The 15939-nt window shown below is 68.6% G+C and carries 12 protein-coding genes; 4 read left to right on the top strand and 8 right to left on the bottom strand.

All coding sequences use genetic code 11. The features are described from left to right. Positions 1-55: 55 nt before the first annotated feature. The 3 genes from EDF50_RS07540 to EDF50_RS07530 form a co-directional block, all read right to left on the bottom strand. Complete coding sequence (locus EDF50_RS07540; protein WP_148076786.1) at positions 56-1441, bottom strand: hypothetical protein; 1386 nt, start codon at positions 1439-1441, stop codon at positions 56-58. Further along, positions 1438-3504, bottom strand: a complete 2067-nt coding sequence (locus EDF50_RS07535; protein ID WP_123518910.1) for a hypothetical protein — start codon at positions 3502-3504, stop codon at positions 1438-1440. Before EDF50_RS07535 ends, EDF50_RS07540 begins: the two co-directional genes overlap by 4 nt. Positions 3505-3675: 171 nt before the next feature. Then, complete coding sequence (locus EDF50_RS07530; protein WP_123518909.1) at positions 3676-4704, bottom strand: glycosyltransferase family 2 protein; 1029 nt, start codon at positions 4702-4704, stop codon at positions 3676-3678. A gap of 107 nt (positions 4705-4811) precedes the next feature. Between EDF50_RS07530 and EDF50_RS07525 the strand changes: the two genes are divergently transcribed. The 4 genes from EDF50_RS07525 to EDF50_RS07510 all read left to right on the top strand — a co-directional run bounded on the left by EDF50_RS07525 (position 4812) and on the right by EDF50_RS07510 (position 10787). Continuing rightward, positions 4812-7367 carry a glycosyltransferase gene (locus tag EDF50_RS07525; protein ID WP_123518908.1) on the top strand — a complete coding sequence of 852 codons (2556 nt, stop codon included), beginning with the start codon at positions 4812-4814 and terminating at the stop codon, positions 7365-7367. A gap of 78 nt (positions 7368-7445) precedes the next feature. Then, on the top strand, positions 7446-8372 hold the full coding sequence (locus EDF50_RS07520; protein WP_233570405.1) for an ABC transporter permease: 927 nt from the start codon (positions 7446-7448) through the stop codon (positions 8370-8372). Between the two features lie 19 nt (positions 8373-8391). Further along, the gene (locus EDF50_RS07515) at positions 8392-9633 is read left to right on the top strand and encodes an ABC transporter ATP-binding protein (RefSeq protein ID WP_123518907.1); all 1242 of its coding nucleotides are present in this window, start codon (positions 8392-8394) and stop codon (positions 9631-9633) included. Continuing rightward, the gene (locus EDF50_RS07510; RefSeq protein ID WP_123518906.1) at positions 9633-10787 is read left to right on the top strand and encodes a glycosyltransferase family 1 protein; all 1155 of its coding nucleotides are present in this window, start codon (positions 9633-9635) and stop codon (positions 10785-10787) included. Before EDF50_RS07515 ends, EDF50_RS07510 begins: the two co-directional genes overlap by 1 nt. Here the strand turns inward: EDF50_RS07510 and EDF50_RS07505 are convergent. Genes EDF50_RS07505 through EDF50_RS07485 form a run of 5 tightly spaced genes read right to left on the bottom strand, consistent with a single transcriptional unit; the run spans position 10774 to position 15875 of the window. After that, a complete protein-coding gene (locus EDF50_RS07505) occupies positions 10774-12354 on the bottom strand; it encodes a DUF2142 domain-containing protein (protein WP_148076785.1) in 1581 nt (526 codons plus the stop codon). The genes EDF50_RS07510 and EDF50_RS07505 overlap by 14 nt on opposite strands. Further along, positions 12351-13325 carry a glycosyltransferase family 2 protein gene (locus EDF50_RS07500; RefSeq protein ID WP_123518904.1) on the bottom strand — a complete coding sequence of 325 codons (975 nt, stop codon included), beginning with the start codon at positions 13323-13325 and terminating at the stop codon, positions 12351-12353. The genes EDF50_RS07505 and EDF50_RS07500 overlap by 4 nt, the downstream gene beginning before the upstream one ends. Beyond that, positions 13325-13807 carry a GtrA family protein gene (locus tag EDF50_RS07495; protein ID WP_123518903.1) on the bottom strand — a complete coding sequence of 161 codons (483 nt, stop codon included), beginning with the start codon at positions 13805-13807 and terminating at the stop codon, positions 13325-13327. Before EDF50_RS07495 ends, EDF50_RS07500 begins: the two co-directional genes overlap by 1 nt. Then, entirely contained in the window at positions 13804-14763 is a 960-nt protein-coding gene (locus EDF50_RS07490) for a Gfo/Idh/MocA family protein (protein WP_123518902.1), read from the bottom strand. The genes EDF50_RS07495 and EDF50_RS07490 overlap by 4 nt, the downstream gene beginning before the upstream one ends. Beyond that, positions 14760-15875, bottom strand: coding sequence for a DegT/DnrJ/EryC1/StrS aminotransferase family protein (locus EDF50_RS07485; RefSeq protein WP_123518901.1), 1116 nt, complete (start codon positions 15873-15875; stop codon positions 14760-14762). Before EDF50_RS07485 ends, EDF50_RS07490 begins: the two co-directional genes overlap by 4 nt. Between the last annotated feature and the right edge of the window lie 64 nt (positions 15876-15939).

The raw sequence follows: 15939 nt of genomic DNA, 5'->3' as shown, positions 1-15939 counted from the left end.
GACGGCGCCGACGGACCCTGTCCGTCGGCGCCGTCTTCTTCGTACCCTGCCGACCTCAGGGCAAGGGGGCGTCCGCGTCGTCGAGGCCGTCGCAATCGACCGTCGTGCCCCAGCCTCCGGGAGCGGCGTCGATGCGCGCCTCGTCGGCTCCTGCCTCGCACTCGACGACGGCCCCGATGACACCGTCGTCCCATTCGGGCCCTGCCGACCGAACCGTGTTGAACGGGACGAACCAGATCAGTTGCGTGACCACGACCGCGACCAGGACGACCCAGCCCGGCACCCGCAGGATGGCCCGGGTCGACGCGATGAGGCGGTCGCAGCCCAGGGTCAGCACCGCGAGCAAGAACATGGACGGAACCACGGCGTAGCGCAGGTAGCCCACCTGGGCGACGATGCTCGGCCCCCTGGTGCCGAAGTCGATCAGGTCGGTGCGGTTCAGGGTGACGTCGAGCGTCCACACGAGGACCGACCCCAGGGCCAGCGTGACGACGAGGACGCTCCGGGCTCGCCAGCGGGTGGCGAGGGCGACCGCCAGGGCGATGACGAAGGGAACGAAGGCGGCGATCGCGAGAGGCACCCCGCCGTGGAAGACCATGAGTGCCGCGTTCGTGTCGGGAACGGGCGCCCAGGTGCCCAGGACGGGCTGGGTCAGGTATCCGACGGCGACGTCGACCGGATCGGAGGCGGGCAGGTCCGGGCGGACGCGGGGGTTCGTGAGGCTCGTCACGACCTGGACCGCCAGACCCCCTGCGAAGGCGAACATGCCCGGCCACGAGCGGCGGTGCCGCAGGGCGAGGAGGACGAGCGGCGCGAACACGACCGCCTGGATCTCGGAGAGGGCGACGACGCCGAGGAGCACCGCCACGGCTGCACTGCCCTTCCCCGTCCGAGGACGCCAGAGCAGCGCGAAAGGCGCCAGGTAGAGCAGGTACCAGTGCAGGTTCGCGAGGTTTCCCGAGACCTCGATCGGCCCGAGGGGCACCAGGGCCGGGATGAAGGCGAGGACGACCCGGCTGGCCGAGGACGCGACCACACCCCGGGTGAAGAAGAACACGAGGGCTGACGCGCCTCCCACCACCGCGCAGGCGAGTGCCGTCAGCACGAGGGCGTAGTCGTCCGCCGGTGCGAGCACCGCGACGTCGGTGAGCAGACGCGCGAGGAGATGCTGGTACCCGTCGTACTGCGTGCCGAGGGTGGTCCACGGTCCGAGGTCGAGTCGCTGCTGGAGGAAGAGCGCGGCGTCTTCCGCCCACAGCGTGCCCCGCGTCGTGGCCGGCAGCCGGAACCAGGACACGAGGGCTGCGCCGACGAGGACCGCGACGGTGACGGCGATCTCGAGTCGAGCCCGGGGGCGGACGTCCGAGGGCCGTTCTCCGGGGACGTCACCCGTGTCGCGCTCGACGCGCGTGCGGACGGGCTGATCCGCGCCCGGCGTCATCGCGCCACCACCACGGTCGAGCACGAGAGGAGCGCGTTGGCTCCGCCGCGCGTGTCGATGGCGTAGACGCAGACGTCGTGCGAGCCCGGCTGCGCGGCCACGACCGCCTCGTATCCCTGGTCGTTGCCGGCGCCGGGCCATGCCCGTGCCACGTCAGGACGTGGTCGACCGGTCCGCAACGCCGTACCGACGCCGTCGACGTACACGTGGACGGGGACGACTTCCGTCGGCGCCTGGGGGTGGAGCGCCCAGCCGCCGAGTTGCACTCCGCCGGCCGTGCCTCGGACGACGTCACTCGACCCGACGGGCGTCGTGGCCGTCACGGACACGGTGCGGCACCCCAGGGGCGACGTGGCCCCTGGCCCGACGTTGATCGCGTAGACACACACCTGGTGATCACCGGGGGCCGCGTCCAACTGGACCGAGAACCCGTGGCCCGACCCGAAGGCCGGGAACGCTCGAGCGATGTCGCCACGAGCACGGTCGGCCGTCACCGCGCGTCCGACCCCGTCGACGTAGACGTGCACGGGGATCGCCCCCGCGGAGTCGGGGTCGAGGGTCCAACCCGACACGGTGAGCGACCGGCTGCCTCCGCTCACCGAATCGAGACTGCCCACGGGGTCCGACCCCAGGGCCTGGACGGTCCGACAGCCGAGCGCCCTGGTGGCGCCGGCCCCGACGTTGATGGCGTAGGCGCAGACCTGCTGCGGTCCCGGCGACGCCGAGACGGTCGTCGAGAACCCGTGTGCCGCGCCCGAGGCCGGGTAGGCCCGTGCGATGTCGGGTCGGCTCGCCTCGGCCCGCACGGCACGTCCGACACCGCCGACGTAGACGTGCACCGAGATGGGATCGGCCGTCTCGGGGTCGAGGGCCCAGCCCGCCACCTGCACGCCGCCCGGCCCGGAACGGACGACGTCGAGCGAGCCGACGGGTGAAGGATCGAGGACGGTGACCGTGGAGCACGACACGAGGTCACTCGATCGCACGCCGATGGCGTACACGCAGACGTCGTGCGACCCTGGGGCGGCCGAGACGGTCGTCGAGAACCCGTGCAGCGGCCCGGCCGCGGGATAGTGCCTCGCGACGTCCGGACGCGACGACGACGCGGTGACGGCGCTCCCCTTGTCGCCGACGTAGACGTGGACGGGGATCGAGGTGCTGGTGGTCTTGTCGAGGGCCCATCCGGAGACCGTGACGGAGCCGAAGCCACCCGTCGCCACGTCCACGTTCCCGACCGTCTGGCCGACGGGCTTCGTCGACCCGAACCAGGTCGTGAAGTAGACCCAGAAGTTGCGGTTGCCGTAGGCGGAGCACGAATCCCCGGCACCGTTCAGCGTGGACAGTGCGGCGGCGTTCGGGGTGTAGGGCGTGTAGTAGTAGAGGGCTGCGGTGGCCTGGTTGGCGATCGTCACGCGCTTGGTCCCGCAGCTGACGTTGGGGTTGTACTGGATGTCCACGGTCTTGCCCGGCGCGAACCAGGTGAAGTAGGCCGACGTCCCGGCCGGGTTCGAGTACCGCTTGAACTGCCAAGCCGACTTGTAGAGCTGGTTGTAGACGCCGGCGAAGGACGGGTCGCAGCCGCCCTGCGCGGTGTCGGGACACGCGTAGCCCGTGGCACGGTCCAAGCGGGCGGCGGACGGTGCCCGCGCCGTCGTCCCCTCGACGAGGCTCTGCTCTTTCTGCAGGGTCACGAGCAGCACCTGAGGATTGATCCCACACGCCTGGGAGACCTTGACGATGACGCGGGACACGGGCTCCTGCCCGGCTCCCTGGTACGACCGGCACACCGCGTCGGCGGGGCGGGAGGCGGTGTCTACCTTCTTGACGTTGAGACAGGCGCCGTTCGAGCAGGCGCCGACCTTCTGGTCGAGGAACGTCTGGACCTGGTTCTCCGTCATGGCCGAGGCGTTGTAGTAGACCTCGTCGCTGATGATGTTGCCGGCGTCGAAGTCGGCCCCGGAGACGGCCACGGCCGGTGTGCCGGGGAAGAATGAGACCAACCCGACGAGGAGGGTCGTCACCACGGCGAGTACGGCCGCGGTCGAGAACGGTGAGCGGGTCACGGGGCCTCCTGGAGCCGGGTGCGAGGACGTGGTGGGTCGACAGCCTTGCCCGTCGAAGGGCCGCACCCGCGTCGGGACAGACTAACGCGGTGCAGGACCGGCACGAGGCATCCCGGCACCCCCCGGTCGGGCCGCGCTCGGACCTGACGCCACTCGCGGGTCGGGTCGAGGCTACCGAGAGAGGAAAGCCGCTTCGAGCGTCCTGCGCTCCCGCTCGGACACACCACTCGCCCTGCGTCGACGGGCGGACGCCCACAGCGCACGGGGCAGCCACCGAGCGATGCGCCGCCACGCCGAGAGCGGGAGGTGCGCCCGAGCCGGTCGGACGGCGTCACGGACGAACCGCCCTGCCGTCCGTCCCACGACCCGGACGAGCATGCGCCTGCTGCCGTTGGCCGCCACGACCACGAGCCTGTTGCGCATGCTCTGTTCGCGCACCAGCACGCTCGAACTGGACGAGCTGCCACCGTGCCGGTGGGTCACGCGGGCCCCTCCGGCGTAACCGATACGGTCCCCCGCCAGGCGCAGACGCCAGCAGAGGTCGAGGTCCTCGTAGTACATGAAGATCGTCTCGTCGAACCCACCGACGGCCTCGAGGCGATCCCTCCGGACGAATGCGGCCCCGCCCGAGAATCCGAACGGGTCGTCGGCGTGCTCCTCGAGTTCGGCCACCGGACGGAGCCAGTCGCGGTCCTGGCCGTTCCCATCCCTCGTCAGGAGGGTCCCCGTGCCGTTCACGAGTTCGACGCCGCCGCCGGGGGCCCGACGCCAGCGGGTGCCGTCGACGGCGACGGCGTCGTCCTCCGACGGGGCGCCCGTGGCCCGGACGAACCGGCCTTCGAGCTGGACGCGGGCGGCGACGCCGGCCAGACCCGCGCCTCCTCGTTCGAGACAGGCCAGTCCGGTCTCGAGGAAGTCCTCGTCCACCGTCGCGTCGTTGTTGACGAGGACGACGACCTCACCGTCGGCGGCCCGCAGCCCCCGGTTGACCCCTCCGGCGAAGCCCGCGTTGTGAGCGACCTCGACGACGGCCACCGAGGGGAACTCCTCGTGCCAGCGCCGACCCGCGCCCTGGTCCGCCTCGTTCTCGACGAGGACGATCTCGTACGACCTCGTGGTCCGCTGAGCGAGCAGGCTCCGGAGGCACGCGGCGGTCAGGTCGGGACGTCGCCAGTTGACGACGACGACGGAGGCATCCATCACGCCATCTAAGCAGTCTCACGATCCTGCCCCGGAACGCCGCGGCTATAGTTGGATCGCCCGGAGAGGGCTCGCCCCCGTGTTTCCGACGTCTTGGAGTCCGTGTCTTGCCAGTTTCTTCGTCCAGTGTCGTCTCGGTCGTCATCGTCAACTTCAGAGGAACCGACGACACGCTCGAGTGCGTGGCCCGCCTCAACGACGTCGAGTGGCCGAGCGCCCAGCTCGAGATCATCGTCGTCGAGAACGGCTCGGGTGACGACAGCCCCGAGCGCCTCAAGGCCGCGCTGGGCGGACAATCGAACGTGACGATCGTCCTGTCCAAGGAGAACCTCGGGTTCACCGGCGGCAGCAACCTCGGCGCGTCCCGCGCCAAGGGCGAGTACGTCGCGTTCCTGAACAACGACGCCAAGCCCGGACCGCAGTGGATCTCGAAGGCGCTCGAACAGTTCAACGTGAGCCCGCGGGTGGCTGCCGTCGGCAGCAAGGTCCTCGACTGGGACGGACGGGCCATCGACTTCGTCCAGGGCAGCCTCACCTGGTTCGGCATGGGCTACAAGGACCGCGTCACCGAGATCGACGACGGGTCCTTCGGAACGCCGAAGGACCTCCTCTTCGGCACGGGATCGGCGTTGTTCGTCCGGAAGTCGGTCTTCGACGAGGTCGGCGGCTTCGACGAGCGCCTCTTCATGTTCTACGACGACGTCGACCTCGGCTGGCGCCTCAACATCCTCGGCTACCGCGTGCGGTTCGCGCCCGAGTCGATCGTCTACCACAAGCACCACGGCTCGATGAAGAGCTTCGGCGAGTACCGCGAGATGTACCTCCTCGAGCGCAACGCCCTGATGCTGCTCTTCAAGAACCTCTCCGACGAGAGCCTCTCGAAGTTCCTGCCCGGCGCGCTCGCGCTGTTGGCCCGCCGGGCCGTGGCCAAGAGCGGGCTCGACTCCGAGATGTTCGACATCCGTCGCTTCGTCGGGGCCGACGACGAATTCGACCCCGAGACCCCGGTCTCGAAAGACACCGTGGCCGGCCTCTTCGCGCTCGACCAGTTCGTCAAAGAGCTGCCCGACCTCCAGACGACCAGGGACGACCTGCAGGCCCGACGCACGAAGACCGACGCGGACGTCTTCCGCCTCTTCGGCGACATCTTCAAGCCCCTGTTCGGTGACCCCTACTACCTCGAGGGCTTCCGGTCGATCGTCGACGCCTTCGACATCCGCGAGCACACCGAGCGTTCGAAGGTGCTCGTCATCACGGGTGACGCCATCGGCGACAAGATGGCCGGCCCCGCGATGCGGGCCTGGAAGATCAGCGAGGCGCTCTCGGAGCACAGCGACGTCCGTCTCATCACCTGGAACGTGGCCAATCGCCGCTCCGACGCCTTCGAGGTGACGCGGGTCCGGCTGCAGAACGAACACGAGATGAAGCAGCACGAAGAGTGGGCCGACGTCATCGTGTTCCAGGGTCACGCCCTGCACCACTTCACGACCTTGAAGAAGTCGCAGAAGATCATGGTCGCCGACCTGTACGACCCCATGCACCTCGAGCAACTCGAGCAGGGTCGCGAGTGGGGCCTCGCCCAGTGGAAGAACCAGGTCGCCTCCGCGACGGACGTCCTCAACGAGCAGTTGCTCCGAGCCGACTTCTTCCTCTGCGCCTCCGAGCGCCAACGGCTGTTCTGGCTCGGGCAGCTCGCCGGCCTCGGTCGGATCAACCCCGAGAACTACGCCGCCGACGAGAACCTCGAGAAGCTCATCGCGATCGCCCCCTTCGGCATGGACAGCGCGCCACCCCAGCACGTCCGCAAGGCCATCCGCGGGGTCGTCCCGGGTATCTCGGACGACGACAAGGTGGTCATCTGGGGCGGTGGCATCTATAACTGGTTCGACACGATGACCCTCATCCGTGCCGTCGCCCGTCTCGCCGAGACCCGACCCGACGTGAGGCTGTTCTTCCTCGGCGTGGCCCACCCCAACCCCGACGTGCCCGAGATGGCCATCGTCGCGAAGACCCGGCAGCTGGCCGCAGAGCTCGGCGTGGCCGGCAAGAACGTCTTCTTCAACGAGCAGTGGGTCGCCCTCGACGACCGGGCGAACTATCTCCTCGAGGCGGACGCCGGCGTCAGCACCCACTACGACCACATCGAGACGACTTTCTCGTTCCGCACGCGCATCCTCGACTACATGTGGGCCAACCTGCCGATCGTCACGACCCGCGGCGACAGCTTCGGTGACCTCGTGGGGGCCGAGGGCATGGGCGTCGCCGTCCCCGAGCGCGACGTCGAGGCCCTCGCCGACGCGCTCGAGCTCGTCCTCTACGACGACGAGGCCGCCGCCGCGGCTCGCGCGTCGGTGGCCCGGGTGCGTGAGGACTTCACCTGGGAGAAGGCTCTCGCTCCCCTGGTCGAGTTCTGCCGCGACCCGCACGTCGCCCCCGACCGGGCGCTCGACAGCACCCCCGTCACCCGCATCAAGACCATGAAGGGCAAGGTCGCCAAGAGCAGCGAGGAGAAGTTCCACGAGATCGCCAACCGACGGCACGGCCTCGGTCGGGATCTCGCGCTCGCGAAGCACTACGTCACGGACGGTGGAGGCATCGAGGTGCTCCGCAGCAAGGTGCGCAACCGTCTGGCGACCGTACGGGCGAGCAAAAACGGCCTGTGATCCGTTCCGTGCCCCGCCGGGTGTCCACACGCGGCGGGGTAGAGTGCTTCAGTTCTGACGTAGAAGGGGTCTCGACCCATGGCAACGACCACACCCAGCACGACCCCCGGCGAGAGGTTCGCTCGACTCGACCGTGAACCCATGGTGGTGGCCGGGCAGCCTTCCAAGGTCTTCGGCGGCACCTTCGGCATCGTCCGTGAGATCTTCGCCCATCGCCAGCTGCTCGATCTCCTGATCCGCCGCGACCTGAAGTCACGGTACAAAGACAGTGCGCTCGGCTTCGTCTGGACGCTCATCCGTCCGATCACCCAGCTGATCATCTACTACTTCGTGATGGGGCAGATCCTCGGTGCCGCGCGGAGCATCCCCGAGTTCGCGGTCTACATCTTCTCGGGCCTCACGATCTACGGTCTGTTCAGCGAGATGATCGCGGGGTCGACGTCGTCCATCGTCAGCAACGGCGGCCTGATCAAGAAGGTCTACACGCCACGCGAGATCTACCCGCTCGCGAGCATCGGCTCGGCACTGTTCAACTTCGGCATCCAGCTCGTCGTCCTGGTCGGTGCGACCATCGTGACCGGGGCCATCCCTTGGCACTGGGACATCCTCTACTTCTTCCCGTCCGTCGTGCTCGTCCTGATCTACGGCATGGCCTTCGGCCTCTTGCTCGCCGCGCTCAACGTGTACCTGCGAGACATGCAGTACCTCGTCGAAGTCCTGCTGATGCTGGCCATGTGGGCGTCCCCCATCGTCTACTCCTGGAGCATGGTGTCCGACCGCCTGGCCGCCAGCCACGGCTGGTTGCTTCAGCTCTACACCGACAACCCGATCACGCTCGCCGTCCTCGGCTTCCACCGCGCCTTCTGGATCGGCGGCGCCGACACCCCGTACCCCGACGAGCTCCTGCTCCGCATGGGCGTCGCGATGCTCATCGGACTCGTGCTCGTCTACGCCTTCCACCGCGTCTTCGCGAGGTTGCAGGGCAACTTCGCCCAGGAACTCTAGAGACACAGGACGCCACACCATGAGCATCACGCAAGACAACGCCCCGGGCCGACTCGACGGCACGGACACCCGACCGACCGTCGTGTCGATCTCGAACGTGTCCAAGAAGTTCGTCATCAGGAAGGACAACTCGCTCAAGGAGCGTCTGGTGACACTCGGTCGAGCCGGACGTCGACACAGCGAAGAGTTCTGGGCCCTCAAAGACGTCTCGCTCGACATCCCTGCCGGTTCCACGATCGGTCTCCTCGGCCCCAACGGCTCCGGCAAGAGCACGTTGCTGAAAGCCATCGGCGGGATCATCGAGCCCACGAAGGGCACCATCACCCGAAGGGGCCGGCTGGCGGCCCTGCTCGAGCTGGGCGCGGGCTTCCACCCCGACCTCACCGGACGGGAGAACGTCTTCCTGAACGCCTCGATCCTCGGCCTGTCACAGGCGGAGACCGAGGACAAGTTCGACGACATCCTGACGTTCTCGGGAATCGGCGACTTCATCGACACCCAGGTCAAGTTCTATTCGTCGGGCATGTACGTCCGTCTCGCCTTCGCCGTCGCCATCCACACCGATCCCGACGTCCTGCTCGTCGACGAGGTGCTCGCGGTCGGCGACGAGGCCTTCCAACGCAAGTGCCTCGACAAGATCCGAGAGTTCCAGCAACAGGGCCGCACCATCATCCTCGTGAGCCACTCCCTCGGACAGGTGCAAGAGCTGTGCGATCAGGCCGTGGTGTTGTCCCGTGGCGAAGTGAAGTTCCAGGGGTCCGCCGCCGACGCCGTCAAGAACTTCCGCGACATCCTCGAGGGGCGGCGCATCGCCGAAGCCGAAGCCGCCGAGCCGGAAGAGGACGCGAATCCCGGCGCCGTGACCAAGACCGAGGTGATCGTCGAGGGGCGTGAGCCCGGGGCCGAGGTCCAGCCCGGCGACACGCTCCTCGTCCGCATCGAGTTCAGCCACACCACTTCTCTCGACCGGTGGCACAGCGGTTTCAAGATCGAGACGAACCTCGGAACCCAGGTCTACGGCACCGACAGCAGGATGCTCGGGCTCGTCCACGAGCCCCTCCGGGGAACGGCGTCCGTCGAGTATCGTCTGACCGACGTCCAGCTCGGCGGGGGGCCGTACTTCGTCCACAGCTTCCTCGCTCAGTCCAACGGATCGCACATCGCGATCCAGCGACAAGCGGCGCGATTCGTCGTCGCCGACGACGACGAGGCAAGCGGTGTCATCCGCATCAAGGCGGCGGCGCGATCCCTTCCCGCCTGATGGTGCCGACGCGCGCGCCCGTCCTGCTGGACGCCACATCGCTCCCCCCCAACAAAGGAGGGGTCGCGCGGTACATCGCCGGATTGCTCCGCGGCCTCACGGACCAGGGGACCAGCATCGACGTCGTCGTCAAGGCCTCGGACCTCCCGTGGTTGTCCGCTCAGGCGCCTCACCATCACTACGTGGCGGCACCGCGACTGGTCGACGTTCGTCCCCTGCGCCTCCTCTGGGAGCAGATCGGCCTCCCTCTCGTCGCGCGACGTCGGCGGGTGCAGGTGATCCACTCGCCCCACTACACGTTCTCCGTACTCGCAGCGGGACGCAGCCTCGTGACGGTGCACGACGCCACCTTCTTCAGTTCGCCCCACGAGCACTCGCTGCTGAAGCGGACCTTCTTCACGACCTGGATCCGGTTGGGGCGGCGCCTGGCCGCCGGCACCGTGGCCCCCAGCAGGGCCACCGCCTCGGAGATCGCCCGCTTCAGCGGGTCGGCGTCCGGCCCCGTGACCATCGCCCTGCACGGCGTCGATCCGACCGTCTTCGCCCCGCCCACCGACGAGGCGACGGCAGCCTTCGCCCGCGACCACGGACTCGACCCCGAGCTCGGCTGGATAGCGTTCCTCGGCACGGTCGAGCCCCGCAAGAGCATCCCCGCGCTCATCGAGGCCCACCAGCGACTCAGGGCGGATTCCCCGGACGTCCCTCCGCTCCTCATCGCAGGAGGTCTCGGATGGGACGCCGAGGCTCGAGGGCAGCTGGAGGCCGCCGGCGACGTCGCGGGCGCGCCTCTTCGGCACCTCGGCTACCTTCCCCTGGACCACCTGTCGGCATTTCTGGGGGGTTCCACACTGGTGGTGTACCCCAGCACCGGCGAGGGATTCGGTCTACCCGTCCTCGAGGCCATGTCGTGCAGGGCGACCGTCCTCACGACACGGCGGCTCGCCCTGCCCGAGGTCGGCGGTGACGCCGTGGGCTACTGCGAACCCGAGGTCGACAGCATCGCCGACGTCCTGGGTCGACTGCTCGACGATCCTGACGAGCGTGCTGCCCTCGCGCTGGCGGCCGAACGACGGGCACGCGAGTTCACGTGGGGCCACTGCGCGGAGACCCATCTGAGCGCTTACGCGGACGTCTCGGGAGTCAGCCGGCGTTGACCGCCGGCCGCGTCCATTCGTCGTCCTGATCGGACGCATCGTCCCTGCCATGGCCCCGCTCGTCTCCAGGCCTCGGCACGTCTCGCTCGGTGGCCCGTTCGAGCACTGCGGCGAGAGCGACGAGACACAGCGTGAACGCCGCTGATCCGGCCACCCACACGAGCGAAGGCGACGGGGCCGCAGGCCACCACCATTCCAGGCCGGAGTCGAGGTTCCATCCGTCGACGTCGAGCCCGGTGACGTACCGTCGCATGTTGCCGTGCAAGGCGAGCGCGTTGGCCAGGCTCAGTCCCGCGATCACGAAGACCATCTGCCCCCGACGGAGCCGCGGCCGTCCGGTCCGGGTCGCGACCAGGGTGAGTCCCAGCAGGATCACGGCGATCGGGAGCACGTAGCGGGGCTGTACCTGTGATCCCGCGAGTGCCCTGGTCTGTACGAGCAGCACCGTGGGGACCAGCCAGAGCGCCGCGAAGGCGGCGACGACGACGACGGTCTTCCGTCGGTCGAGGACGCCGACGCCGACGAAACCGAGGGCGAAGAAGATGCTGAGACCGAGGACCCACGTCGCGGCGGGCACCGGGGTGTCGAGCCATCCGAGGTTCGCACCGTTGCCGAAGATGCCGGCGAACAAGGACGGCACCTGTTGGAGGTTCTCACCGATCAAGAACCGCAGACCGCGCTGGTCGCCATCCGCGTTGGGCAGGCCGCTGCCCACCTGTGACCCCTGACGCCCCGAGAGGAAGAACAACCCGGCGACGACGGTCAGGGCGACCGGCAGGATGGTCGAGATCAGGAACCTCTTGGACCGCTCGGCGGAGAGGATGACGACCGCCACCATGGCCAGGACCGCGAAGAGCGCGGCGTCCGAGCGAGCGCCTCCGCCCATGACCACCGCGAGGGTGGCGAGTATCCCCGACACGACACGTCTCCGACCGGTGGACGCGTACCAGGTCATGAGGGCCGGCCAGAGCGTGGCCGCCGAGATGACAGCCCAACTGCTGGGATTGGTGGACGGGATGATGAAGACGGCCAGAGGAACCGCTGTGCCCACGACTCCCAGGACCGCGGGCATCCGGAGCCGTCGCGGCGCCACGACGACCACGGCCGTCATCAGCCCGACCATCAGCAACGAGTTGACCGCTCTGATCACGAGGACCGACGTCTCGAGGTTGTCGCCCGCGAACAGCGACATCGTGCCGTAGAAGACCGGCGGGTAGAGCCCCGCGAAGTTGCCGCGCTCGGAATCGATGAGCGGGGCTTGGACGTCGCTCAGGTCTCCGGGTTGGCAGGCGGCGCTGGCATCCGGGTAGAAGGCGAAGCAGACGTGCGATCTGAGCAGCTTCTCGGAGATCTCCCGGTTCTCCGCCGTCGGGGACGGCTCGCACGTCCGGACCTCGTCGCCGGCGGCGCACCAGATGCTGGCGAGGTGGAAGTCGTCGTCGGGACTCGATGCGACGGGGCTCGAGAGCCCCCACGACATCAGAGCGACGAAGGCGAGGAGCGGGGCGACGATCGCGAGGGCCACCCCGGTGGCGCGACCTCCTCGGCGCCCGGCCGCTGCTCTCACGCGACGTCCTCGTGCGGGCCGAACGGGTGCGCGTCCGGGGTGTCAGGACTCGCCTGGATGTCGAGTTGCAACGCGCTGATCAACAGCTGCGTGCCGATCATGAGAGGCAACGCCGCGAGCATCACGGTCGCCGCCGTCGCGATCACCGACGTGACCGACAGGAACACGATCCAGATGCTGATGGCGACGCCGAAGCCGAGGAGGACGACGCCGAGGACGAGGAGCAGGGCGATCGGGCTGAACGACCACAACACGTAGCGATACCAGATCCGGCGCAGGAAACCCTTGCCCAGGAGGTTGACGAGCTCGGGGACGACCTTGCTCAGCTTGATGCTGGACACCTCGTCGCCGTAGACGGCGGGGATCGGGACGTCGACGGCCGGGACCTGGAGGATGTTGAGATGGATCAGCAGATCGTTCTCGAACGAATAGCGTCTGGCGACGTTCTGCAGCGGCAGTCGCCTCAGGACGCTCGTCCGGATGGCGGTGTAGCCGTTCTGAGGATCGAACAGGTGCCAGTACCCCGACGCGAGCTTGGTCATGAAGGACAACCCGATGTTGCCGAGGACGCGATAGCGCGGCATGCCCTCGAAGGACTCGGGTGAGAAGAATCGGTTGGCCTTCGCGAACCCGTAGCCACCGTCCGTGACCTTGTCGAGGAGGTCCGGCAAGAACGCCGGGTCCATCTGGGCGTCTCCGGCCATGATGACGTTGACGTCGGCGCCGAGGTCCATGGCCCGGGTGTGACCGGTGATGATGGCTCCGCCCACCCCCTGGTTGATCTCGTGACGGATCAGGTCGACCCGAGGATCGGACGAGGCGCGGACGACCTCACTCGTGCGGTCGGGACTGCAATCGTCGACGATCACGATGTGGTCGACGTAGTCGGGCATGGTCTCGATGACCCGTTCGATCATCGCTTCTTCTTTGTAGGCGGGGACGACAGCGGCCACCACGGCACCTCGGAACATCAGTGGGCCTCCTCATGGCCGTCGAGGGCTCGGTGCCCGTTGGTCGGGGTCGCGAAGACCCAGTGCTTGTAGGCGAAGAAGTTCCACACCGTCGTGACCGCGGTCGTCAGGACCTTCGCCGCGACCCAGCCGACGGCCGGCGACGCCACCGAGACCAGGGCTGCCGTCACGACGGTGTTCGCCCCGACGAGCAGGGTGTACCGCAGGAGGGCGCTCCCGTGCGGGAGTTTCGAGCCGAAGGCCAGTCGTTGCAGCGTGTAGGTGTAGACGAAGCTCAGCAGGAAGGCCGAACCGGTCGCGATCCAGAGAGTCCATCCGAGCGCTTCGTGGAAGAGCGCCAGCAGCCCCAGATCGACGAGGAACGCGGACCCCCCGACGGCGAGGTACCGTACGACCGGTGACGACCGGACTCGGTCCCAGATCCCCGGCGAGGGATCGGGCGCGCTGTCGGTCCCGAGCTCGGCGTCCGACGCCACCGTCACCCGAGCCCGCCGGAGATGACCTGGTCGACGACGACGTGCGCCGGCAGGACGGAGGCGCGCTCCGCGGCTGCATCCCCCTGGCCGGCCACGAGGGACAGGAACTTCTCGAACTGAGCCGTGAGCGGCTCTTGTGAGGTCAACATCTCGGGGATCTCGATGACCGTCTGTTGCCGGTAACCACGCCCCTCGCCGTCCGCGGAGTTCTCGGACACGTGACGATACACGGTGACGTCGCGGCGGAGGAGGTCGACCTCGACGAGTCGATCCAGCTCGTAGATGGACAACTGCCGGATCTTCCGCTGACCGACCCGGCTCGCCGAGACGTGGGCCACTCCCCCGTTCTCGTAACCGAGGACCGCCTCGGCGACGTCCTCGGAGTCGGGCCCGGAGGTCGGGTGGAAGTGCCCGAGCGACGATCGGACGCGCGTGGGTTCGTCACCGAGGAACCGGAGGGCGAGGTCGACGTCGTGGACGAGGAGGTCCCAGCCGACCCCCGTCCGGATGCGGGGAGCGTAAGGCGAGTGCCTCACGGCCGTGAGGTGGACGGGCGCCTCGACGATGGAGGCCGCCGTCAACACCGCGGGGTTGAACCTCTCGAGGAACCCGCACATCAGCGGGATGTCGCGACCGTCGGCGACCGCGAGGATCTCGCGGGTGACGCCGAGGTCGGCGGCGACGGGCTTCTCGATGAGCAACGGCGTGCCGGATTCGAGGACGTCGAGGGCGATCCGCCGGTGGTATTCGGTCGGGGCGGCGACGACGACCCCGTCGACGTCGTCGAGGTCGGGGAGCTCCGGAGTCCATCGTGCGCCGTACCGCTCGGCCACGAGCCGTCCCGTGTCGGGCGAAGGATCGACGAGGGCCACGAGGTCGGCCGACGGTGACTGCGAGATGACCCGGGCGTGGTGGCTGCCCATGACCCCGGCGCCGACGAGGGCGATGCGTTGACGGGTCATCGGCGGGCACCGCTCGAGACGACGGCGGACACGGCGGCGGCGATCGTGTCGATGCCCTCTGTTCCGACGTTGGGGTGGACCGGCAGCGACAGGACCTCGCCCACGATGCGGGCGGCGACCGGCGTCTCGTCGTGCTGCGCGACCCTCGGGTGGTCTCGGTAGGCGTCGTAGTCCCCGAGGAGAGCGGGGTAGTACACCCCGGAACCCACCCCGGCGTCGGTCAGGCCGGCGGCCATCTCGTCACGCGAGACGCCTGCCTCGGGAGTCACACGGACGGTGTACTGGTGCCACACGTGACGACGCCCGGCCAGCTCACGAGGGACGACGACGCCGGGGACGTTCTCGAGACGCTCCGACAGCAGGGCGGCGTTGGCCTGCCGGGCACGGACGACCTCGTCGTAGCGGAGGAGCTGCGGCAGCCCCACGGCCGCCTGCAGATCGGTGAGGCGGTAGTTGTTGCCGGGGAACTCGTACTGATATCGAGCACGCATGCCCTGGTTGCGCAGGACACGGAGACGATCGGCCACGCGGTCGTCGGACGTCGTGATCATGCCGCCCTCACCCGTGGCGATGTTCTTGGTCGCGTAGAACGAGAACGTGCCGATGCCGAAGGTCCCCGCGAAGGAATCACCCACCTTCGCCCCGTGCGACTGGGCCGAGTCCTCGACGAGGGCCAACCCGTGACGTGTGGCGATGTCGGAGATCGCGACCATGTCGGCCATCTGCCCGTAGAGGTGGACCGGCATGATGGCGCGGGTCCGGTCGGTGACGAGCGCCTCGACGGACGACGGGTCGAGGTTGAAGTCGTCCTCGCGGATGTCGGCGAAACGCGCCGTCGCCCCGGTCGCGAGGATCGCGTTGAGGGTGGCGACGAACGTGAAGGGCGTCGTGATGACCTCGTCGCCGGGGCCGAGGTCGAGGACCTCGAGGGCCGCGACGAGAGCGGTCGTCCCGTTGTTCACGGCCACGGCGTGCCGAGCTCCGAACCGCTCCGCGAAGGCGGCCTCGAACTCGGCCACCTTCGGCCCCTGCGCGATCATTCCCGACCGGAGCACGGCGAGGACGGACTCCTCGATCTCGGTTCCGAAGTCGACGCTCGTGATGGGGATCATGGGATGGGGCTTCCTCTGAGACGTGTAAGGGTGGTCGTGCGTGCACACCGCCGTCCAACATAGC

Origin of the sequence: Frigoribacterium sp. PhB24 (genome assembly GCF_003755185.1) — a bacterium.
Taxonomy (GTDB): Bacteria; Actinomycetota; Actinomycetes; order Actinomycetales; family Microbacteriaceae; genus Frigoribacterium.
Note: the sequence above shows the minus strand (reverse complement) of the source record. Positions and strands in the feature narration are given on the sequence as shown.